23 protein-coding genes and 1 tRNA gene are annotated in these 22497 nt (G+C 45.3%); 11 read left to right on the top strand and 13 right to left on the bottom strand.

Annotated elements, in window-relative coordinates; all coding sequences use genetic code 11:
• Positions 1-8 precede the first annotated feature (8 nt).
• The 5 genes from ndk to ANME2D_RS09320 all read right to left on the bottom strand — a co-directional run bounded on the left by ndk (position 9) and on the right by ANME2D_RS09320 (position 2284).
• Entirely contained in the window at positions 9-470 is a 462-nt protein-coding gene (ndk, locus tag ANME2D_RS09340) for a nucleoside-diphosphate kinase (protein ID WP_081810216.1), read from the bottom strand.
• A 9-nt stretch (positions 471-479) separates the two neighbouring features.
• Complete coding sequence (locus ANME2D_RS09335) at positions 480-674, bottom strand: 50S ribosomal protein L24e (protein WP_048090925.1); 195 nt, start codon at positions 672-674, stop codon at positions 480-482.
• A gap of 21 nt (positions 675-695) precedes the next feature.
• Positions 696-911 carry a 30S ribosomal protein S28e gene (locus tag ANME2D_RS09330; RefSeq protein ID WP_048090923.1) on the bottom strand — a complete coding sequence of 72 codons (216 nt, stop codon included), beginning with the start codon at positions 909-911 and terminating at the stop codon, positions 696-698.
• Between the two features lie 4 nt (positions 912-915).
• The gene (gene rpl7ae, locus ANME2D_RS09325; RefSeq protein ID WP_048090921.1) at positions 916-1284 is read right to left on the bottom strand and encodes a 50S ribosomal protein L7Ae; all 369 of its coding nucleotides are present in this window, start codon (positions 1282-1284) and stop codon (positions 916-918) included.
• Positions 1285-1378: 94 nt separating this feature from the next.
• Positions 1379-2284, bottom strand: coding sequence for a hypothetical protein (locus tag ANME2D_RS09320; protein ID WP_048090919.1), 906 nt, complete (start codon positions 2282-2284; stop codon positions 1379-1381).
• 99 nt (positions 2285-2383) lie between these two features.
• On the opposite strand from ANME2D_RS09320, the gene trpD reads away from it, so the two are divergent.
• From trpD to ANME2D_RS09285, 7 genes are all read left to right on the top strand, one after another.
• Positions 2384-3412: an anthranilate phosphoribosyltransferase gene (gene trpD, locus ANME2D_RS09315; RefSeq protein WP_048090917.1), complete on the top strand. Its 1029-nt coding sequence runs from the start codon at positions 2384-2386 to the stop codon at positions 3410-3412.
• A 33-nt stretch (positions 3413-3445) separates the two neighbouring features.
• The gene (locus ANME2D_RS09310) at positions 3446-4096 is read left to right on the top strand and encodes a phosphoribosylanthranilate isomerase (protein WP_048090915.1); all 651 of its coding nucleotides are present in this window, start codon (positions 3446-3448) and stop codon (positions 4094-4096) included.
• Complete coding sequence (trpE, locus tag ANME2D_RS09305; protein ID WP_048090913.1) at positions 4086-5609, top strand: anthranilate synthase component I; 1524 nt, start codon at positions 4086-4088, stop codon at positions 5607-5609. Before ANME2D_RS09310 ends, trpE begins: the two co-directional genes overlap by 11 nt.
• The gene (locus tag ANME2D_RS09300) at positions 5606-6178 is read left to right on the top strand and encodes an anthranilate synthase component II (RefSeq protein WP_048090911.1); all 573 of its coding nucleotides are present in this window, start codon (positions 5606-5608) and stop codon (positions 6176-6178) included. The genes trpE and ANME2D_RS09300 overlap by 4 nt, the downstream gene beginning before the upstream one ends.
• 64 nt (positions 6179-6242) lie before the next feature.
• Positions 6243-6701, top strand: a complete 459-nt coding sequence (locus ANME2D_RS09295; RefSeq protein WP_048090909.1) for a (Fe-S)-binding protein — start codon at positions 6243-6245, stop codon at positions 6699-6701.
• 9 nt (positions 6702-6710) lie between these two features.
• A complete protein-coding gene (locus ANME2D_RS09290) occupies positions 6711-7925 on the top strand; it encodes a formylmethanofuran dehydrogenase subunit B (protein ID WP_048090907.1) in 1215 nt (404 codons plus the stop codon).
• The gene (locus ANME2D_RS09285; RefSeq protein ID WP_241763343.1) at positions 7925-8338 is read left to right on the top strand and encodes a molybdopterin dinucleotide binding domain-containing protein; all 414 of its coding nucleotides are present in this window, start codon (positions 7925-7927) and stop codon (positions 8336-8338) included. Before ANME2D_RS09290 ends, ANME2D_RS09285 begins: the two co-directional genes overlap by 1 nt.
• Positions 8339-8905: 567 nt before the next feature.
• Here ANME2D_RS09285 and ANME2D_RS09280 read toward each other — a convergent pair.
• Together ANME2D_RS09280 and ANME2D_RS17995 are read right to left on the bottom strand one after the other, a co-directional pair.
• Positions 8906-10234: an erythromycin esterase family protein gene (locus ANME2D_RS09280; RefSeq protein ID WP_048090905.1), complete on the bottom strand. Its 1329-nt coding sequence runs from the start codon at positions 10232-10234 to the stop codon at positions 8906-8908.
• 72 nt (positions 10235-10306) lie between these two features.
• Entirely contained in the window at positions 10307-10459 is a 153-nt protein-coding gene (locus ANME2D_RS17995; RefSeq protein WP_157834044.1) for a hypothetical protein, read from the bottom strand.
• Positions 10460-10608: 149 nt separating this feature from the next.
• Between ANME2D_RS17995 and ANME2D_RS09275 the strand changes: the two genes are divergently transcribed.
• The 3 genes from ANME2D_RS09275 to ANME2D_RS09265 all read left to right on the top strand — a co-directional run bounded on the left by ANME2D_RS09275 (position 10609) and on the right by ANME2D_RS09265 (position 11894).
• Positions 10609-10851, top strand: coding sequence for a hypothetical protein (locus tag ANME2D_RS09275; RefSeq protein WP_048090903.1), 243 nt, complete (start codon positions 10609-10611; stop codon positions 10849-10851).
• Positions 10852-11198: 347 nt separating this feature from the next.
• Entirely contained in the window at positions 11199-11387 is a 189-nt protein-coding gene (locus ANME2D_RS09270; RefSeq protein ID WP_048090901.1) for a hypothetical protein, read from the top strand.
• A 435-nt stretch (positions 11388-11822) separates the two neighbouring features.
• A tRNA-Gly gene (locus tag ANME2D_RS09265) sits at positions 11823-11894 on the top strand.
• Positions 11895-11956: 62 nt separating this feature from the next.
• On the opposite strand, the gene ANME2D_RS09260 is transcribed toward ANME2D_RS09265, so the two are convergent.
• The 6 genes from ANME2D_RS09260 to ANME2D_RS09235 form a co-directional block, all read right to left on the bottom strand.
• On the bottom strand, positions 11957-12898 hold the full coding sequence (locus ANME2D_RS09260) for an arsenic resistance protein (protein WP_048090899.1): 942 nt from the start codon (positions 12896-12898) through the stop codon (positions 11957-11959).
• The gene (locus ANME2D_RS09255; RefSeq protein WP_048090897.1) at positions 12899-14908 is read right to left on the bottom strand and encodes a hybrid sensor histidine kinase/response regulator; all 2010 of its coding nucleotides are present in this window, start codon (positions 14906-14908) and stop codon (positions 12899-12901) included. It abuts the gene before it with no gap.
• 85 nt (positions 14909-14993) lie between these two features.
• The gene (locus ANME2D_RS09250; RefSeq protein ID WP_048090894.1) at positions 14994-15425 is read right to left on the bottom strand and encodes a response regulator; all 432 of its coding nucleotides are present in this window, start codon (positions 15423-15425) and stop codon (positions 14994-14996) included.
• Positions 15425-16882: a PAS domain-containing sensor histidine kinase gene (locus tag ANME2D_RS09245; protein ID WP_052368756.1), complete on the bottom strand. Its 1458-nt coding sequence runs from the start codon at positions 16880-16882 to the stop codon at positions 15425-15427. Before ANME2D_RS09245 ends, ANME2D_RS09250 begins: the two co-directional genes overlap by 1 nt.
• A gap of 189 nt (positions 16883-17071) precedes the next feature.
• Complete coding sequence (locus tag ANME2D_RS16900) at positions 17072-19723, bottom strand: ATP-binding protein (protein ID WP_052368755.1); 2652 nt, start codon at positions 19721-19723, stop codon at positions 17072-17074.
• A gap of 305 nt (positions 19724-20028) precedes the next feature.
• Positions 20029-21414, bottom strand: coding sequence for a hypothetical protein (locus ANME2D_RS09235; protein WP_048090892.1), 1386 nt, complete (start codon positions 21412-21414; stop codon positions 20029-20031).
• Between the two features lie 122 nt (positions 21415-21536).
• Between ANME2D_RS09235 and ANME2D_RS09230 the strand changes: the two genes are divergently transcribed.
• Positions 21537-22166: a helix-turn-helix domain-containing protein gene (locus tag ANME2D_RS09230; protein WP_048090885.1), complete on the top strand. Its 630-nt coding sequence runs from the start codon at positions 21537-21539 to the stop codon at positions 22164-22166.
• The last annotated feature ends 331 nt before the right edge of the window (positions 22167-22497 follow it).

Raw genomic sequence — 22497 nt, 5'->3', positions numbered from 1 at the left:
GAATCAGATTAGGGGTTGGCCTGCTCGTACAGCCAGTTCTCATCTACCCGCGAGTACTGTATGATCTCAGATTCCTCAAAATGGATATCGATCTCCCTTCTGGCAGATTCAGGTGAATCGCTGGCATGGACAATATTCCGTCCTGTATCCAGAGCAAAGTCTCCTCGTATGCTTCCCGTCGCCGCATTTGCGGGGTTTGTAGCGCCGTTTATTGCACGCATAACCGAGACTGCATTTTTTCCCTCAACAACCATAGAGACCGATGGTCCTGATGTTATAAAATCAACCAGCGAATTAAAAAAAGGTTTCTCGACATGTTCAGCATAATGTTCTTTTGCTAGCTCCCTTGAAATTGTGCTCATCCGCAGGGCGACTATTTTAAGTCCGCGCCGCTCAATCCTGCTCATTACCTCTCCTACAAGCCCGCGCTGTACGCCATCGGGTTTGACCATAACATACGTGCGCTCCAAGGTCTCACCCTATTTTGCAGCTTTTCCTCTGGCTTTGCGTCCTGCCTCGGTCCATCTGACCTTACGTGGGATTCTGCCCAGATTTAAATTCCTCTGGCATTTGGATGAGCAAAAGTAGAATACAGTCCCATCCTTCCTGGCGTAGAGCTTGCCTGTACCTTGTTCTATTGCAACTCCGCAGAAAGAGCACTTCCTTTTCTCCATGGCTTCACCTTAATCTTGATATTACCTTGACATTAATTTCTTTGCTTCACGTGAGGTCTCAAGCAGCATCAGGATATCACCATTCTTTATAGGTCCGATTACATTGCGTGTTATAATCCTTCCTTTATCCCTGCCCTCGAGTATCCTGCACTGTACCTGCATGGCCTCACCATGCATACCTGTCTTGCCTATTACTTCAATTACTTCAGCAGGATAGCCTGTTTCTTCATCTGCCATATTCTCACTTCTTAAGCGCCTGAACCTTTTGTGCCACTTCTTCGACCAGTTCCTTGCCCTTTCCTGGTTCTACTATCGCCGCCGCACCACTGCCAACGGTCAACCCGCAGGCTGCACCAAGTTCTACCTGCTTTTTGACAAAGATGTATGGTGTATTCTTCTCATCGCATAGCGCAGGCATATGGGCAACGATCTCAGGCGGGTTCACATCCTCGCCTATTATTACCAGTTTTGCAATTCCACGTTCAATCGCTTTTGTGGTCTCGTTTGTTCCTTTTCTAATCTTTCCTGTGTCTCGCGCCATCTCTAAAGCTTCCAGTGCTTTATTGGCTAAATCTGCAGGAACTTCAAATTTAATATACGTTTGTGCCATATTGATTAACTCCTTCAGGATATATTATCCTTCATCATTCATTTGATTAAAAGTATCGGCTCCTCTACAGCATGATGTGGTATATATTTTGCGCCTAGGAGATTTCCTCACTCGATACTTTGAACAGGTCAGGCCCAAGTATTTTGATTATTGTATAGTTCCCATCCTGGGTTATGTTGTATTGTGCAAAACCTCTCTGTGTGCTGTTGGCTTCTAATTGTCTGAGTTTTTCCAGAGTGCTTGAATTTACATTCAGGTAGGCTGTGGTTCTCTCGTAATCTCCGTTTATGTCTCTGATGCCCATGTAGAACTGATCAGCGAAATCTACACCAGAATCTATTGTCTGGTAAGGCGCAGGTTCTACTCTGCTGAGCAACCCCTCATACTGGTCGTAGGCTGTAGTTGTTTTATTCAGGCTTGTAATGATATCCAGTGTATCGATTGCTGTTTGCGGTGGCGCAAAAATAACAGGAGTTCCCATAACATTATATAACCCATTTAATCCCTGATCCTGTCTTATGAGCAGATAGTGGTTTCCGTGTGTATAGGGGGATACAATATACTCAAAATCATTTCTCTCAGGAGACATCTTACTTAACAACAGGAATGATTCGTTCTTACCGTCACTCAGATGACTATAATAGACCTGAGTGGTATTCGATTTATAAATAAAATCCATCCAACTAATTATTGGATAATCTATTAGATCGACTTTTGTTTGACTTGTCAGTTGTATCATCTGCAGTGTCATACTTTCAGTATCCATATAATTCGCAGTTACTGTACCGTAAGGTGTCATATTAAGAGCATCAGAAATTGAATTGAACGGTTCGTTGATTCTCCAGAGGTAAGGATCATAATTATTTTTCTGTGTCTCTTGCCCATTTGTTCGCTGTATGGTATCGCTTCTCGGGCTTGTTACTACATATGCAACAGGCACGACTATCATTGTGACGATCATGAATGCTGCGAGTAATTTGAATGCATTCTGCTGCTTCATGCTCCTACCTATTCATTTTATAATATTAAAGCATCACGCAACGTTTATATACAACGTACTCATATACACGTTATAGTACAATTTTGTACAGTGATAATTATGAAAGAGTATATCCAGAAACTCATCCAGAACCAGGATCTGACATCAGAGGAGGCTGAAGATGCAATATCTAAGATATTCAATGATGCGACTGATGCACAGATAGCTGCATTCTTAACAGCACTGAAAGTAAAAGGCGAGGCACCTGCTGAGATTGCAGGGCTGGCACGCGGTATGAAAAAAGCTGCTAACAGGATCTCACCGAAGATCAATGGGACTCTTGTGGATACCTGTGGGACAGGGGGTGATTCAACAGGTACCATTAATGTAAGCACAGGCGCAGCTCTTGTAGCTGCTGGCGCTGGAGTCCATGTTGCCAAGCACGGGAACTACTCCATAACATCAAAATCCGGAAGTGCTGATGTGCTCAGAGAACTTGGAGTTAAGATAGATCTTCCACCCCGGCAGGTAGAGAAGGTAATAGAGAAAGCGGGTATCGGGTTCATGCTTGCCCCTGTATTCCATCCCTCAATGAAGCGGGTGGCACAGGTAAGGCGAGATCTTGGTTTTCGGACTGTGTTCAATATCCTGGGGCCGCTCACCAACCCTGCCAGTGCACAGGCGCAGGTAATCGGTGTTTTTGATGAATCTCTGTGTGAACCCGTGGCATCGGTTCTGAGTATTCTTGGAACCAGAAGAGCTCTGGTCGTGCATGGGAGCGGAATGGATGAGATATCAAATACCGACAGGACACAGATAGCTGAACTCCAGAACGGCAGGATCACACGATATACCGTAACCCCTGAAGAGCTTGGCGTAAGGCGCGCTTTGATGGGTGAGATCGCAGGTGGGACCCCTGAAGAGAATGCCAGGGATATAGTAGAGGTGCTAAAAGGGAAAAAAGGGGCAAAACGGGATATCATAGCTATCAATGCCGGTGCTGCCCTGCTTGTTGGCGGGAAGGCAGAGAACCTGGTTTCAGGGATAGCGATTGCAAATGAATCTATCGACAGCGGCACTGCTTTAAATAAGCTGAAAGACTTCGTGAGCACTGCAGGAGAATCAGATAAGCTTGCGAGATTTTTGTAGTTTGTAGAATGGAAACGAAATGATGGTGATAACATGAAAGTTAAAATCTGCGGCATCAAGACCGAGCGAGACCTTGTTACTGCGATAGATTCTGGTGCAGACGCCGTGGGCTTTATCACCGAGGTACCTGTGGACTCTCCAAGAAAAATAAGCCTTGTTGAAGCCTCAAGATTAATCTCAAAGGTTCCTGTTTTTATTACTTCGGTGCTTGTTATTATGCCAGAGAACGCAGAGCGGGCAATACGCATGATCGGTACTGCAAGACCGACTGCTGTCCAGGTTCATAATGCCCTGGCGCTCTCAGAACTAAAGAAAATCAAGGAAGCAGGTGTAAAGCTCATCAAAACAATCCCTGTACCCGGGAACGCTGATCCTGAGATGCTCATAGAACAGGTAAATGAACTGAAAGGGATAGCGGATGCTGTTCTTCTCGATACCGTGCTGGATGGGAGAACAGGCGGGACAGGAGCAGTACATAACTGGAAGGTAAGCTCTGAAGTTGTTCTTCATGCAGGTATGCCTGTGATACTGGCAGGCGGGTTAAATCCAGAGAATGTCGGTGATGCGGTAATGAGCGTGCGCCCGTATGCTGTCGATACTGCCTCGGGCGTGGAGACCGATGGTATAAAAGACCAGAAGAAAGTGGTAGCTTTTATCAACAATGCGAGGATGCATGGAATTTGATATTGATGAGAAGGAGTTCAAGAGTCTTGCAGAAGAAAGACCCGCGATAATACAGCTTATGGCAGCAGTTGAAACAGAATGCTCCCCTCTTGATCTTTATGCCTTAATGGATAAAAAATGCGCATATCTCCTTGAGTCGGTGGAGAAAGAGAAAAGACATGCGCGCTTCTCATTCGTGGGGACAGATCCCGATGCAGTCGTCACGATCAAGAACCGCATTTTAACGCTTGATTACACACGCAGGACGAATCTAATTGAGCTTATCGAATCATCTCTCCTGAAAGTCTGCGATATTAGAAATGGAAGGGAAGGCAGGATAAGAGCAGGTTTTGATACCATGGATGCCCTGAGATCAGCCTTTCCTGTTGAAAATATAAAATATACAGGCAGGGGTTTTGATCGGCAGACGTTCCTCGGGGGAGCGATCGGTTTTTGTGCCTATGATATGGTGTATGACTGCTGGCTTGATATTCCTGCTAAAAAAAGCCAGGTTCCAGATGTGCAGTTTGCCCTCACCACAAAGACCGTGGTATTCGATCACCTTGCTGATGAGACGTATATAGTCATGACACCGCCTGTTCTGAGCAGGGATAATGCAGAAGAAGTGTACAGGGCTGCACAGGCAGATGCTGATAAACTTGCATCTACAATCAAATCCGCAAAACCGCTCGCAGTGCAGAAGAACAGACCTGCACAGATAACATGCAACATGAATAAAGAGGAGTATGAAGACGCAGTCAGAAGGGCAAAAAAACATATAATCGATGGAGATATCTTCCAGGTGGTACTCTCACGCAGGTATGATGTAACTACAGACCAGACCCCGCTTGAGCTTTATACCGTGCTCAGAAGCGTTAACCCGAGCCCCTACATGTACCTTTTTGAGTTCAACGGCACAGGCATTATAGGTGCAAGCCCTGAGACCCTGCTCTCTGTGCATGATCGGAAGGTTATCATCAACCCGATTGCAGGAACCTGCCCGCGCGGAAAAACACAGGAGGAGGATGAAGAGTTCGCAAAAGAGATGCTTGGCAGTGAAAAAGAGCGGGCTGAACATGTGATGCTCGTTGACCTTGGGCGCAATGATGTGCGGATGGTCTCAAAAGGGGGTTCTGTCAGGGTGGATGATTTCATGTCAGTCTTGAAATATTCCCATGTCCAGCATATAGAGAGCACTGTATCAGGCATGCTGCGCGATGAGTGCGACCAGTTCGATGCGACAAGGGCGATATTTCCCGCAGGCACGCTATCAGGCGCGCCCAAGATCCGCGCCATGGAGATCATACATGATCTTGAGAAGGAGGCAAGAGGCATATACGGCGGAGGCGTGGGCTACTACTCATGGAACGGGGATGCTGATTTCGCTATAGTGATAAGAACAATAATCAAGAACGGCAGGAAGGCGATAGTACAGGCAGGCGCAGGGATAGTTGCGGATTCAGATCCAGAGTATGAGTATAACGAGACAGAGCGAAAGATGGCAGCCATGATAAAGGCTATTGGAGGAATATGAAAGTCTTATTCGTGAATAACAGGGATTCCTTTGTCTGGAACCTGGTGGATTACGTGTCCATATTCGAGCCAGAGACCATCGTTGTCCCGAATACCATTTCACTCAATGAAGTTAAAGAAATTAATCCCGATGCCATAATCATATCCCCTGGCCCGGGACATCCAGCAAACCCTAAAGATATAGGAACCTGCCTTGAGATCATCAGGGAATCGACCGTCCCGCTCCTTGGCGTATGTCTTGGACACCAGGCGATAGCAGTGGCCTTTGGAGGAGAGGTGAGCCATTCACCCTCAGGACCAGTACACGGAAAGGCAGCACAGATATACCACAATGGCAACAGCATATACCAGGGACTGCCCAGTCCGATTGTTGGAGGGCGGTATCACTCCCTTGCCATAACAGGGCTGCCGCGCGAGCTCGCGGTGACGGCAAGGACTGATGATAATATAATAATGGGAATAAAGCACAGGAAAAGACCTATATTTGGATTACAGTTCCATCCTGAATCTGTTCTCACACCGCAGGGGTTGAAGGTGATGGAGAACTTCTTATGGGCTAAGATCGTGTGATGAGAAAAGGCTTGCATCGGCACAAGCATAAGTGTTATACAGTATAAAATCAATCCCTCCCTTTATGCCTACAGTGATGGAGCTCTATCAGCTCTTACCAAAAACCAACTGTAAGAAATGCGGCGAATCTACATGTATGGCTTTTGCAGTTGCGTTACTATCAAGAAAAAAGAATATACAAGAATGTCCCCCTGTACTTGAGGGGAAATTTAAAGAACAGAAGGATAAACTCGAATCACTTCTTTTACCTGCTGCAGGTGCAGAGGAAACAGGTTTGATAGTCCATCCTGAATTATGTACAGGCTGCGGTAATTGCGTTGTTGCGTGCCCTGTGGATGTGGCAAATGACCCGAAGGGCGCAGGTATAGGAGGCGCTCCTACCAACGACAAAGTGATATTCAGGGTACTGGACGGTAAAGTGGTGGCATCGAACATAAAGGAGTGCCGCCGCTTTGGAATGAACAGGGTACTCTGTTATGCCTGTATCGATCCCTGCCCTACTGGCGCAATTGAGTTCGTTTAGGTGATCCGTATGGTCACATGCACATGCACAGGATGCGCACTGTTATGCGAGGATATTGATGTCATCATCGAGAACAACAGAGTAAAAGAGGTAAAAAATGCATGCAGGCGAGGAGCTGCAAGGATAAGGGGCTGTGTAAACAGGCTTGAGCCCTCTGTTAATAAAAAGCAGGCAGATATTGATACTTCCATAAAGAAAGCGGCAGAGATTCTAAAAAATGCCAGATCACCCATGCTCTTCGGATGGGGTAACTCTACATGCGAGGCACAGGTAAAAGGGATAGAGCTTGCTAAAAGATTGAATGCGATCATCGATGATAACTCATCTTTTTGCCAGGGACTCCTGATCGAAAGAATTCTTAAGAAGAAGTTCAGGACATGCTCGCTTGAGGATATCAGGAACAGAGCGGATGTGCTTATATACTGGGGCTCTGATGCCCAGGATTCGCAGCCCCGCCACCTCTCAAGGTTCTCGTATTTTCCCCGTGGCGAACACCGCCAGCACGGATACGAAGAGGACAGGACTGCAGCCGTAATCGATGTGCGTGAATCCAGCACTGCAAAGATATGCAAAGGGCACTTCTACAGGATACCCACTGGAGGTGACAGAGAGCTTATCCTTGCCCTGATGGATGCTCTCTCAGGCAAAGTGCCAAAGTATGATAAAAGAGTACTGGAGCTTGCAGGCATAATGAAAAAAGCAGAGTGCGGGGCAATTTTCGCAGGTATAGGACTTACCTATTCGATAAAGGATGATCCTGATATTCTCGTCGCACTGGCAGATAAGCTTCCGAATTTCAATATAATGCCAATGGTGGGACACTACAATATGCGCGGGTTTAATGAGAACCTGTTCAAAGAAACAGGCTTTGTGAACCGCATCAGATTCGAGGGCAGGCCTGTTCATAATGATGGATACGCTGTTGTTGAAGCGCTGCGGCAAAAGAGCATAGATGCGCTGCTTGTTATTGGTTCTGACCCTCTATCAAGCCTTCCAGGATCTATAGTATCTCATCTTGCGGATATACCGGTAATCTGCATCGATCCATGCGTTACCCTTACCTCAAGGATAGCGGCAGTAACGATCCCGTGTGCTGTCTCAGGCGTTGAGTCAGGCGGCAGTGCTGTGAGAATGGACGGCAGGGTGGTTGAACTACCAGGGATCATTGAGAATAATCATCTGTCTGATCAGGAGATCATGACAGGGTTAATGGAGGCACTCTGATGGGAATTGATATCGGGAAGTTTCTAAAAAACCCGGAGTATGAAATTAAAATCACCACATATCGGGATATTTTCCAGGCAGAAGCGCTTGAACGTGACAGGTTTGGCGAGGAATATAGAAAATTGTCCGCAGCTATTATGATGAGCAAGAATGACATGAAGAGAATGGGATTTAAACCGGGGGACAGGGTGAAGTTAACCAACGACAATGGGAGCATTGTTGTCGAGCTTCGGGAATCAAAAAGAGAAGAACCGGGTGGGGTTGCATTCATGGTAAACAGTCCATGGTCAAACGCCCTTGTATCAGGGGATACAGGAGGAAGGGGCATACCCGAATTCAAGAATATAAGCGCCATGATCTCACTGGCAAAAGAGGAAGTTACGACGATTGAGAGATTGATAATAGTGAGATAAACTATTAACAAAAATTAGTAAATCCTAATACCAGAATCTCCGCATGTCGTTACATGATAATTACAATCATTAGCGCCATTATAATAATATAGAAAAAATATTTATCTATGTAAGTCGTACATGTAGATTGTACATATAGACCTGACAGATTGCAGGTTGGGGAAAAACGGTTAGAAGGGCGAAAAATGGCTCATGTTGTCTCTCCTTCCATGAGCCTCTGCCCTTAGAATATTATATGTCTAGATTATTTTTCATTTAATGTCTTGTTTCCCCAATAACTTGATAACATCACCCAATGCGAGAGATGACGATTAAGGCTTAAGAAGTCTCACTGTGGAGTACCCACACCAACCCCTAGTGCAAAGCCTATTGCCTGGACGGTGCGCATCCAAGCGAGCCCGCCCAGAGTTTTGAGGTGAGTAAGAAATTTGGTAATAAAATCTTCAAGTATTTCAACAGAGCCGCTGCGTCCCCGTTTCACTCGCTTATCTCATCGACCCGAATGTTCCGCTGTACTGACGGCTGCCAGAACGTCTAAGAGTTTTACTGCTTGGGGTTAGCGTCTCATTATTGCAGCGGCGGCCCACCGCGGTTATATGCCGTTGAATCCAGGATAGCCAGCCAGTCGAAATCGGTGAAGCTTTGAGGAGTTAATGCGAAGTAGGTCGGGTTCTTCATACTGCCCGAGCGAGTCGGAAGAGCTGCGATTGCCGAGGTTGGAAGTCCCTGGCCGCTGAAGGTTGGAATGAACCGCGCCGGCCCCGGCACGGCAGTCAGCCGCGCCTCAAGAGTGCCGGCTTCGGGCTGGCCGATGCCATTGGCGGAAGATTCGCCCACTGCCGAACCGATGACGGCATAGCACGGGCCGAACATCTCATTGAGGTGCGATCCCGCCGGCCACCATGTGTATACGTCAGTGCCCAATTGCATTTTTGTTTTCCCGCGTTGCAAGTGGGCGTTATGCGCGAAGGCAAGCACTTTCCCCCGGCCACGCTCATGGGACACCATGTACGCCAGATTATCCGCCATCAACGCGTCGCGAATGCCGAGAAGTCTGACAACCCGTTCGCCCGACTTTCGCGCCAACTCGGCATGATAGTTAAGTAACTGCCGTGCCACTGAAGCATACTGCGCAGCTTCCAAATAGCGGCTTTCATCGCTTTTAGCCACCAATTCGGGACGGCGTACGCGCAGTTCTGTAATGAGATCCTCCGTTTCAATCCGCAGCGCGGTTGCCTCTGGTGATAGACCTATGGACTTTGTCGGATCCATTATTGCAGCGGAGTTCTCCCAATCGGAGTCTTGGCCAAGAAGCGGGTCGATGCGCTGGTGATGCTCTTGCCCGCTGGCACTATCAATCGAGGATAGGTAATCGAGAACAAAATGCAGGATCTGGCTTGGACTATCAGTACCGATCATTTCGGTCGGACTATCGAAGCCGTAGAACTGGAGTTTAACGCGATGGGAAGGATCGGCATTGTATCGCCGCATCCACTCCACGAGTTCTCGATTTGCATCGAGCCGGCCGAAGCCGTGGCTAAATCCGGTGTCCTGCACAGCCTCATACGATGCCGGGCCGCGACCGGCCACGTACTCGTTCACTACGCGCGCCCGAGGGAAACTGCTCTCGATGGCAATGGCGCTGTAGCCATGCACCTCCACCAAGCGCTGGAAGAGCCGGTTGCGGAGGATGAGAATATCCTCGCCGCCGTGGAGCGCTTCTCCGAAGCCAAGCAATTCCACCGAGTCACCAAGTGAGGCGATGACCTTGTTGATGGAGGCGTTGAAGGTTTCGGACGAATCGACGGAGAACGGAATCGCTTCGTGTAGAATCCAATCGTTGAGGGTGGTATACACCGGGTCGGAACTTCTCTGAAGAAATAAACTTTTTTTCATTTTCTCAAGACCTCCTAGTAATTAGACCAATCCATACATTTACAGCGTTGATTGCCATAAATAACCCAATTTTTAAGCCACTTCAATGCATATTTTACCATCAACCAGGTAAAACACGATAAGATCTCCCCTTTTAGCTTTCAGTATCTCGGCGACAGGCTCAATAAGGGTCATTTTATTATCACCGCTGAGCTTTGTGGTTCCCAGTACCTTTTTAACGGCCATTATCGTCTCCCAATAACATACGTTCTAAGTGAGCAGAAAAGTATTTATGTTTTATTATTTATACAGAACATATAGACGGTAAAGAATTTAAAGAACATAGAGACCGCAATGAACGATAGAGAAGAAACAATAAAAGGGAAGGTAAAAATATGTTAGAATACCAGGTAATCAATGCCCCGAACATATTAAAAGATGCAATCGTAGTAGAAAAGGACGTTATGGAGAGACTGGTTGCACACTACGACATACCCATGTTCGTACAAAAAGAAGGAATGGAAGGCAAGACAATGTATTTCATTTTTTTGCCACACTGCAGAACCATAATAGCATATGACGAAAAATTAATACACGTTAAGAAAAATGGGAAGGAATCAAAGAGATCAAGACTTTGACAGCTAACTTCTTTTTACCTGTGATTATGACGCCGTATTCCAACAAATTTATAATAAAAACTGTGCCAGAGGCGCAACTATAACAGCCTAACAGATTTATTTTAACCTTCCCTGTTTCTCCAGCCAGCATTTTATAGCTTCGTTAAGACCTTCTCCTGTTTTAATGTTCTTTTCGACACATACACTTCTAAACTTGCGGTAAAGGTCTTCATCTATATCTCTAATCGTTGTGGAAATAACGCCCATAATACAACAGTTACAATAATGAGAAGTAACACATAAATACAATTGCGTTATAAAGGTTACAATGGTTACAAATACCGCAACAACAAAAGTAAGGTGAAAACATGCCAGCATACCTGGTAATCAACGCCCCGAACATAGAAAAAAATGCAATCATAGTTGAGAGGAAGGTATTGGAGGCACTGGTAGCCCGATACAGTACACCCCATTTCGTTCAGAAGGAAAAGCAGGAAGGTAAGACATTACATTTCACGTTCTTAGAAAACAAAATAATATTGGCATACGAAATCTGAGATATGCAGTATTATTTTTACCTGCGTTATACGATAATTCACCAGGATTGATTGGATTAAACACCGCAAAGTCGGCTATGAACTGGTTCATAGATAACAATAAAAAAGACGATTAACAACGAACTCAAAACGAACTTAAACGAACTCATCAGCCTGAGTTCGTATCGAGTTTGTACCAGTTCGTTGTTTATATTAGCTGAACCACATCCGAGTCGAAGATGCGATATATATTGAACTTTTTCATACCAGAGCGCAAAGAACGCAAAGCGTAGCAGCAAATTCCTTTGCGTCCTTTGCGTTCTTTGCGGTGAGTTTACTATATGCTGCACTGGAGGAGAACCAAAGATTTATACGTTTATCAGTCTTTATGTCGGGCACCATGTTATCAACCTCAAGACCCGTAATACAGATTAGAGTATTTAGGGAATGGTTGATGCGCCGATAGTGTAGCGGTTATCACTGAGCGTTGCCAACGCTTAGACTCGGGTTCGAATCCCGATCGGCGCATATTTACGGGATCTGCTTTTACCTGCTAAAATAAAGGATGTTATAATCTGCAAGTGCTCGGTCTAATTTATATATCTATACTTCTCCCATAAAGGCAAGACCTTCGAGAGCAATACCAGTACAGGGATTTCGATAAGGGGCGCAAGTACCAGAGCCAGAGCGATCTGAGGTCTATCCGGAAATGCTGCCACTACTATAGCCAGGGAGAGGGGTGAGTTTCTGGCAGTCGTTGTCATAACAAGGCATGTAATCCTGCGGAATTCAAAGTTCAAGATCTTTCCAATGATAAGCCCTGAAGTGAATATGATAGGATAAAAAAGTAAAAGCGGGAGCAGGAACCTGGTAAAAACTAACGGAGAGTTCAGGAGTGCATCCCCTTCCGAGGCAAACATGGCGAATATTGCAAGAGCCAGAGCCCATGTCTGCAAGGAAGAACTCTTTGATATAAGTTTTCTCTTCAGATTATCAGGCAGCTTCCATCTGGAAAAAACAGTGCTGAGAATTGGAACTCCGAGAACAAGTCCCATAGCGTTTATGATCATATCGGGTTCAATATTTATTAGCGCGCCTGTGAAGAATTCCAGATAAATAGGCAATAAAGCCAGCTGGAGGATAAGATTCCACGGCAGGAGGGTGAGGCAGGCAGGAACATCACCTCTGGCAAACTTTGTATAGGCAAGATACCAGTCGGTGCATGGGGTTACTAAAAGTATAATCAATCCTATCCACATGTCAGGAATATCAGGGAGGAATATCCAGCCAAGAACGAAGGCGAGTATAGGTGTGAATACAAAATTAAGACCAAGAGAAGCAGATATAAGAGAACGATTTTTAGCAGCTTTTGAAATATCAGCAAATTTTATCTCAATAAAAACAAAATACAGCATTACTACAAGAGATGGGATTATCAGTACCGAAATACCGTCAGAAACCGTAGTATTACTTGCAGCAAGACCAAGAAGTATGGCTGTGAAAAATACCAGGGGTTGGTCTCTGACTTCCATTTACTGCGTACTTATAACTTCATGTATCGTTCTCAATAGCCTCTCGGCAGTATAGGGCTTCAGCAAAGAGGCGTGTACACGGATATCTGTAACTCCAGAGAGCTTATCCCTCTCGGCTAATCCGCTGATTGCAATGATCCTGACATCAGGATTAATCTTACATAGCGCCCGAATGCTGGTTGGACCGTCCATGACAGGCATAATCATATCCATAAGAACAACTTTTATATCTTCTCTGTTCTGTATATATAATTCAACAGCCTCTGCTCCGTTACTGGCTGTAATTACCCTGTACCCGTATGTTTCCAGTGTCGTTCTTGTGATCTCACGAATTGAGGTCTCATCATCAACAACCAGGATTACTTCTCCCTTCCCTGTGGGTAGTTCAGGCTTCTGCTCCTGTGCTTTTCGTATTTCAGTTGTTGTAATAGCTGGCAGATATACCTTAAATGTAGTTCCTCTTCCAACTTCTGAATACACATTTATAAATCCACCGTGGTTTTTCACAATTGTATGAACTATAGAAAGACCAAGACCTGTGCCTTTACCAGGCTCTTTTGTCGTAAAAAACGGCTCAAATATTCTATCCATTATCTTAGAAGGAATGCCCGATCCAGTATCAGCGACTGTAATGATCACATATGGGCCAACCCTGGCCTCGATATTGATTCGCGCATAGTTCTCATCGATGAAGATGTTTTCAGCAGAGATACTCAAGGTACCGCCATCCGGCATTGCATCCCTGGAATTCACGCACAGGTTCATCAGTACCTGGTGCAACTGTGTGGCATCTCCGTTGATTACCCAGAGATCCTTGGGTAGATAAGTTCTGATATCTATGGATCTTGGGAATGTCTCTTTTGCTATCCTCCTGATCTCAGAGATAATGTGTGCTACCTGTAGAGGCATGCGTTCACCTTCTATACCCCGTGCAAACGACAATGTTTGTTTTATCAGATTAGCTCCACGCTGTGCATTTCTTTCCATGATACCAAGCAGTCTCTGGCTCTCTTGATCTGTAAATTTTTGCTGCAGGATCTGCAGCGCCATCATTATCGGCGTCAGAACGTTGTTGAGATCATGCGCTATACCTCCAGCCAGTGTACCTATGCTCTCCATACGCTGAGCACGGAGGAACTGTGCTTCAAGTTTCTTTCTCTCAGTGATATCAGTATTGATGACAAGGATTGATTTTTGTTTTCCATTGCCATCCTGTACAAGAGTCCAGTGGCTATCAACAATGATTTCCCTGCCGTCTTTTGTTACCTGATACAGCTCACCTATCCATTCTTTCTTCTCAATAACGCTCTTACTGGCTTCAATGAGTCGGGGTGATTCTTCTTTATACAGAAGCTTATCTTCATCTTTTTCCAGAGCTTCCTCTGCTGTCCAGCCATACAGGTGCTGGGCACCTTTATTCCAGTAGATGATGCGGTGTCCCAGGTCCTGGACGATAATAGCATCGTGCGCTTTATCAAGAAGGGCGGCCTGCTCTCGTATCTGCTCCTCAGCTCGCTTTCGCTCAGCTATCTCTGCCTGCAAAGCCTCATTTGCTTTTGCCAGCTCTGCTGTCCTCTCCCTGACCCGTATCTCAAGCTCATCATGTGCTTTGCGCAGCGCCTCCTCTACCCTCTTGCGCTCAATTGCATAACGAATAGCGCGCTCAAGCAGGTTGCTATCTACCTGCCCCTTGACAAGATAATCCTGCGCGCCCTCACGTACCGCCATGACTGCAAGCGTCTCATCACTGAGACCTGTCAGTATCACAATCGGTATCTCATGTGCTCTGGCCTTTGTGCTGTTAAAAGTATCAAAACCCCTGCTGTCAGGCAGCATGAAATCAAGCAGGACTACATCAATTCCCCCTTTATCAAGGCGTTCAAGTCCGCTTGAAAGCCTGTCCCTCCACTCAAGATTGAAGGAGATGTTCTTTGCTTCTGCCAGCATTTCTTTTATCAACCTGGCATCTCCGGGGTTATCTTCTATCAGTAATATCTTAATGCGTTCCATTAGTTCATAAATTAGTAATTCTTGCCTCTATAAAAGTCTATCTGAACTTATATTAGAACTGAGAGCGCCTCTCAAAACACATCTTTTACTTACTCTTCATGAGTTTTACAACACCAAACCAGAAGTTCACGACAGATCTCACTGTTCCCATGAACCGGTCAAGATCAATCGGTTTAACGATATAGCAGTTAGCATTAAGGTCATAACACGTGAGGATATCCTCTTCTGTATTTGAAGTCGTCATTACCACAACAGGGATATGTCTCAGGTCAGGATCATTCTTAATCTCTGCCAGTACCTCGTAGCCGTTCTTCTTAGGCATGTTCAGATCAAGCAGGATAAGATCAGGTAAAGATGCATAAGCATACCTATTTTCCCTGCGCAGGAAGGACAGTGCCTCTATACCATCCATCACCACTGAGAGATTACTGGGTACATTATCTTCTTTCAGGGCTTCGGTCATCAGGCGTACATAGCCCGGGTTATCCTCAACCAGCAGAATCTCAAAGGCTTCCATTATCCATCTCCCCTTACTGGTATTGTGAAGTAGAACGTCGAACCTCTGCCTTGTACAGATTCAGCCCATATCCTGCCGCTGTGACGTTCCACAATCCTCTTGCATATCGCAAGTCCTATGCCTGTACCAGGGTATTCACTAGTATACTCGCGCTGGAATATCTGGAAAAGACGTCCCATGAACTCAGGGGCTATGCCTATGCCGTTATCCTTCACAGAAAAGACCCATTCATCTCCTTTCCTCCCGTCCGAGATATGAACACGCAACGGTTCCTCTCTTCTGAACTTGATAGCATTACTGATCAGGTTCTGGAACAACTGAATCATCTGAGATGCATCAGCAGTTACAGCAGGCAGGGGATCGCGTGTTATTACAGCGCCGCTGTGCTCAATAGCAACTTTAAGATTAGCCATCGACTGGTTCAATGCATCTTCGCAATCGATCAGCTCAAACGGTTTTCCGCGCGTGCCAACGCGTGAGTACGCAAGCAGATCCTCGATCATCCTCTGCATCCTCGATGTGCCGTCCATTATATAGGCTATGAACTCATCAGCACTCCTGTCAAGCTTACCTCTGTATCGCCTCTCCAGGAGCTGGGTGAAGCCTGATACCATACGCAGCGGCTCCTGAAGGTCATGGGAAGCAATGTAAGCAAACTGCTCTAATTCAGCGTTTGAGCGGGCTAGCTCTGCCGTCCGCTGTGCCAGTTCCTCCTCTGCCCGCTTGCGCTCTGTAATATCTGTCATAATTCCGACCATAGCTATTGGCTCACCCCTGTCATCCTTAATCATAGAGGTGGTCAGCCAGATAGGGAATGCCCTTCCATCCTTATGTCTGACAATAAGCTCTCCAGACCAGCGCCCCATCTCTTTTATGGTGGGAAGTATCACCTTGCTTGCAAACTCTGGATCTATATTCAGTTCATTGACATGCTTTCCTTTGAACTCCTCAGGCGAGAAGCCGTATATCGCCTTGACAGCCTTATTTGAGAAAACTATGCGGCCATCCAGATCAACGATCTGAACCCCGCTCGGGGCCTCTTCAACAGCCTCGGAGAGCAGTCTGAGCCTTTGCTCTATATGCTTGCTCTGTGTGATATCATTGCAAACAATGAGAACAACTGTACAATCAGTAAGCCTCACAGCGCGAACCATATCTTTCATCCACAATACTGTCCCATCCTTACGAACCTTACGAAGCTCCAGGGTAGCAATATATCCTGGGTTTTGCAGGCATGCGATCATTTGCTGCATGATAGCCTTTCTGTCATCTAGGTAGATAACCTTAAGTATCGGTTGCCTGATCAATTCTTCAATCGTGTAACCGAGCTGCTCTGCCCCAAAACTGCTTATGGAGAGAACTCTCCCATCTGTGTCCACGGTAAAATATATTGATGGGATCTCCTCATACAATACCCGATACCATATTTGCTCTCTAGTTCCATCTTCATCCTTCACCCTGCTTACCCCCTGAGATGGTAGTAACCGTATAATTAAAAATATCACCAGGACCTAAATGGCAGCGATTCGTGCAGCGGCTACTTCATCTACCTGTGCTTGATCTCATACCTGACCTATTCTTCCATAATAATAGAGTGGATTGGATATACTTAAATCTTTATGGTTCTTCTGGATACAGATAAATGATCATGTTCCTTCACCTTTTCTCACTGGTATCGTGAAGTAGAACGTCGAACCCCTGCCTACTTCTGATTCAGCCCATATCCTGCCATCGTGGCGCTCCACTATCTTTTTACAGATCGCAAGACCTATGCCTGTGCCCGGGTATTCTTCTCTTGTGTACTGGCGCTGGAATATCTGGAAGAGACGTTCGAAAAACTCAGGAGCTATACCTATTCCATTATCTTTTACTGAGAAAACCCATTCATCTCCCTTCCTCTCTACCGAGACATGAACACGTGGCACCTCTTCTCTTCTGAATTTTATACCGTTACTTATGAGGTTTTGAAGTAACTGAACCGTCTGTGAAGGATCAGCCATTACAGTTGGCAGAGGATCATGCGTAACTTGAGCTTTATTCTCCTCAATAGCAACCTTAAGGTTAGTCATAACCTCTTCAAAGATAGTCTCTAAGTTGGTAGGCTCAAATGGTTTTCCGCGCGTGCCAACACGTGAATACGCAAGCAGATCCTCGATCATCCTCTGCATCCTGGTAGTCCCATCCACGATATAGGCGATGAACTCATCCGCGCTCTTATCCAGCTTGCCAGAATAGCGCCGCTCAAGAAGTTGAGTAAAGCCCGATACCATGCGCAGCGGCTCCTGAAGATCATGGGATGCCACATATGCGAACTGCTCAAGTTCTGCATTCGAGCGGGCTAAATCGGCTATATACCGCTCACGCTCTGCATAGAGACGGACATTCTCAAGGGCAAGTGAGGTCGATGCAGCAAGTTTATTCGCAAAGTCAACCTGCGCAGGTGCAAAGGCTTTTGGGACTGAGTGGTAGTTAAAATAAATAAGGCCGATAACCCTTTCTCTCACTACCAGTGGTATTACCAGAACGGAGCGAATGCCGTACCTCTCCATTACCTCGCGGTTAACTCTTTCATCGGTGTAGGCATCGTTGATTATAACAGGTTGTTTAGATTGTGCGGCCAGTACGCCGTGCGGTACCTCTTCATCGGTATAGCGCGAACCGATCAACTCATCCGGAAAACCATAGATGTACCGTACTATCCAGCTATCGCCCTCGTGAAGGGTTATTGTGGCCGTCTCGCAGCCTATCGCCTTTGCAGACTCCACAATAACCCGCCGCATTATCTCATCGAAATCAAGCGTTGAATTTATGGCAGTATTGATGCTATTGAGAGCATCGCTCAGCTCCTTTGCCCTTAGTCTCTCTTCCTCAGTCCGTTTGCGCTCTGTTATGTCTCGGAAGAAAACATTTATGCCGTCCCTGGAAGGGTAGCCCCTGGCCTCGAACCATGTATCAAGAGGCGGGTAGAATTGCTCGTATTCGACTGTTATATTCCCGGCAACTGCCCTGTGAAGCTCGATGTAGCCTATCGTATCTACAGCATCCGGGAATACCTCCCAGTATACCCTGCCTGTAAGTTCGCTGCGCCTCTTATGAAGGAGCTGCTCGGCCGTTTTATTCATGTAAACCACCTTCCACTGGTGATCGAAAGACAGGAACGCATCTGTTATGCTCTCGAGAATTGTGATTACCTGCTCTCGCGCAGCTTGAGCCTCGCGGTACAGCCGCTCACGCTCCTCCTCTGCTCTCTTGCGCTCTGTAATTTCAGTCAGCAAGGCTTCGTTAGCCTCTGCCAGTTCCGCCGTCCGTTCCTGAACCCGTATCTCCAGCTCATCGTATGCTCTTCGCAGCGACTCCTCAGCTCTCCTGCGCTCTGCCTCCGCGCGATCTATAGCACCGCCTATGGTCCGTGATAGCTGTGAAACAACAATGACGGTAACTACCGCAGAGATTACTACAGTCAGTGCTGTTCTAAGCGCCACGTTTATAATTAGCTGTGAGAACAGGTTATAAATAACAGCATGAGCCAGGGCAAAAACAAATATCACCAGAAAAAAGTAGCGCAGCAGGAGCGCGCGCACTGATGGACCGGCCAGCAATCGCAGGGGAAAGTGATCCGGACCTGCTGCAGCTATAAGTCCAGCGCCCAGAAATACAAATGTCACTCCAGAAGGAAGCGATGTCGGTCTTATATCCTCACCGTAAAGTACAGGCGTACCGTATAGATACCCCAATAAGACCACCAGGTTCACCGATACCGCAATGGATGCTAAAATAGATGCCAGACCTGCATATAACCCCGTGGCACGACGCAGGGGTGTAAGCAGCAGGATCATTGCTGTAGAGATAAGGACAAAGTTGGCAGCAGTAATGGGAGACATGGGTCCTGCGCCGTATATACCTGGATCGAGAGCCAGTACCCTTCGAATCAGAAACTCTTCAATGCCTGCATCAAAGCCTGTGAGAAACCGGATCAGGTTCAGGAGTGCTATAATCAAAACAAAAAGCGCTGAAGCAAGTACATACATCCTGGCTGACCTGCGTGAGACATAGAATATATGGAAAAACCATGCACTTCCAAGCAGTATAAATGCAAGCGCCGCGCCGGGAGCCTGCGGGATTGAGTCAGAGACAAAGCTGGCAAGGTTGGGCATACCAGTAATCCAGCCTATCATCACAAGGATACCGAGACCTGCTGCTATGGCACTGCATGCCAGTGATATTCTGCTGTAAGGACTGCTAATAGAACTGTTAATATCTCCTGTAGTATTCATTACTATTTTTACGGTCTCAGGCATACATGGTTGTGGGTTACTGATCTTAAGCAATAGTTGGTATTACTCTTATTTCATGCGGCTTATGCAGCGCCCCGCCCGTTTATACTAAGCCAGAGTTATCCTCTGCTGAAATGATTCTAAAAGGTTATATATCTTTTCATAGTTGTAAACCTGCACCTGTATTAATTCCTGTAAAAAACAAAATTCGAACTAAAACTGGAAGATATATGGAGAGGATAGCCCGGCGGATTAACCGGGTATTTTAAACCTCCTCACCTTTCTTCTCTATGTTTTCTACTGATGATTACGCTTGAGTTTTTCCAGGCTTAAGCCCTGCCTGTATAACCAGGAATAGCTTTCATCCACATATTCGACATGTTGACAAACATATCTGTATAAACCCTGGCCGTATTCTTTACAGGCTCCATCATACTTCTCATAGGACCGGCCATGGGTACATACCTGAAGAAATCATCAAAAGCTCTTTCGTACATATTTACCCAGGTATCATAGAATCCTGTATATGCCTCCGGTTCTGTGGTACGCTTTGATATATCCATAGTTTTCTGCGACATCTCTTCCATGGCAGCAATCTTCTTCTCCACGGCATCAATCCATGAGTTAGATATATTCTTATAAGCAGTCATGCTCCTCACGAAACTGTCAGCCATTTCCTCTGATGCGGATCTGGCAGATCGGATATCAAACAACCTGTTATAGAAATCCCTGTATGCATCTATCCATATATTATAGAATTCCGTATAGGCTTCTGGTCTGGCTTCTCCCCTTGAGAGCTCTGACATTCTCCTGGAGAGCGATAGCATGGAATCAGCCCATGGGCGAAATAGATACATATAGGACTCATTCCAGAGTTTTAACATCTGTACAAAGTTGTTTAAGTACATTCCCGGTATGCCTCCATAAACCTCAAGTGCCTCTCTTGTGCTACCCTTAGTTGTCATTTCAGCAAATTCCTCTAATATTTTTCCATACGTTCTTGTCCACATATCATAGAATTCCCTGAATCTCTCAGGCTCAGGTGGACCCTGGAGTAATTCCTGCGTCTTGCGGAAATTCTCATCCAGCATGGCAGTCCATGACTGGAAGAGCTTTCTTGATTCCTCTGCACTGCTCATCAGTTTCTCAACTGTCTCTTTATCGAACTGTCGGGTCAGGACTGGATAGAATTTACCAAAGCTGTTCTGGTATGTTTTAATCCATTGATCATAGAATGCCCTGTAATTCTCAGGTGTAGGATTCTTTGAGAGTTCAGCCATCTTACTATACGCTTCTCCTGAGGATTCAAACCAGGGCTTGTACAGGTTTGTATATGAATCCTCCAGCACTCTTGAGCCAGCATCGTAACTGTCAGCCCATATCTGGAGAGCATCTCTTTTTTCTCCACCCTCTACTTTTATCGGTCTCTCCTGTTCGTACCTCTCCTGCTCTTCTCTATAACGCCTCTCCTGATCTTCAGGTCTTGGTCTCACCATCAATTGTATTGGTCTATAATATTCTTCTCTCTGTCTTATTTGTTCATACCTCTCCTGTTCTTCTCTATAATGTCTCTCCTGGTCTTCAGGTATTGGCTTTTCTATATTTAACCTCTCTACCCACCACGAAGATGGGGTTGCTAATCCCCCATCAGTTTGTTCTTTCCTGATCTCTTCTTTAGTTTGTTTAGATTCTGAAGTACTCCTTCTTCTAGTCATACTCACACACTCCATTTGGTTATTTTACTCAACGTTAGTATTGATACTAACGATAAATAAAGGTTATGATTCATAGAAAAAGTTAAAATGATTAGCGATTAATAACTGGATATGGTGTGGTTATGAGATGGGCAACTTTGTTACTCAAAATACCGGAAAATTGGATGACAGATTTAGTTATAAATGATTCTATTAAGATTGAAAAGATCCAGGTTTTAAATTGCAGGCCTTATAAATACAGGGGTGGAACGGGTATTGTAAAAATTATATCAAAGGGAAATAATGTAAATGATATATACAATTTTATAAATAACCATGAAAATGTGCTTAAGAGTAATTTCCATCAAATTTCTGACAAAATATTAATCGGGGAAATTACCCTTGAGAAATGCTCAGCGTGCATCGCATTAAATAAATCGGAATGCTTCATGATATCGGCTCAATCAAAACTAAATTGTATCCAGTGGGTCGTTGCAGGTGAACAAAATAAAGATATTTATGATCTTTTAGATTATCTGAAAAATTACGGATGTGAAGCTCGATTAATAAAAATATCGTCCCCGGATACTTTTAATATAACAGATAGACAGAAGGACATCCTTCGATATGCATTCTGCCACGGATACTTTGAAAATCCAAAAAAGATACTACTTAAAGACATTTCAAAGGTTTTCAATATTACAGCTTCTACAGCATCTGACATCTTGAAAAGTGGCCAAAGAAAAATATTTACTGATTATTTTAGTGAATAAAAAATAAAAATGGAAGAAAAATTACTTTTCTTCTTTATCGCGCCAATCGACGTATGGACCTCTCTGCTTAGGATCGTGATAGATCTGAGATTGATAGTCCGTTCCTAGCCATGCCATATATTGTCACCTCCTTATAGATCACTATTCAATATGTTAGAAATCGAGGACAATGAAATTTTTGCCTTATAAAAGATTTTAATATAAATAAACACCTATAATTATACGTGCTACGTATGGGAATTACCGATGGACTCGAATTTTGAAAGGATCTAGTGGAGCGTTTGATAAGTTTTTTCCGATAAACATTTTTAAAAGTGAGAAACTTTTTTGA

The sequence above is a fragment of the Candidatus Methanoperedens nitratireducens genome (assembly GCF_000685155.1).
GTDB lineage: Archaea > Halobacteriota > Methanosarcinia > Methanosarcinales > Methanoperedenaceae > Methanoperedens > Methanoperedens nitratireducens.
The sequence above is the reverse complement of the archived record's forward strand: the minus strand, read 5'-3'. Positions and strand labels throughout refer to the sequence as shown.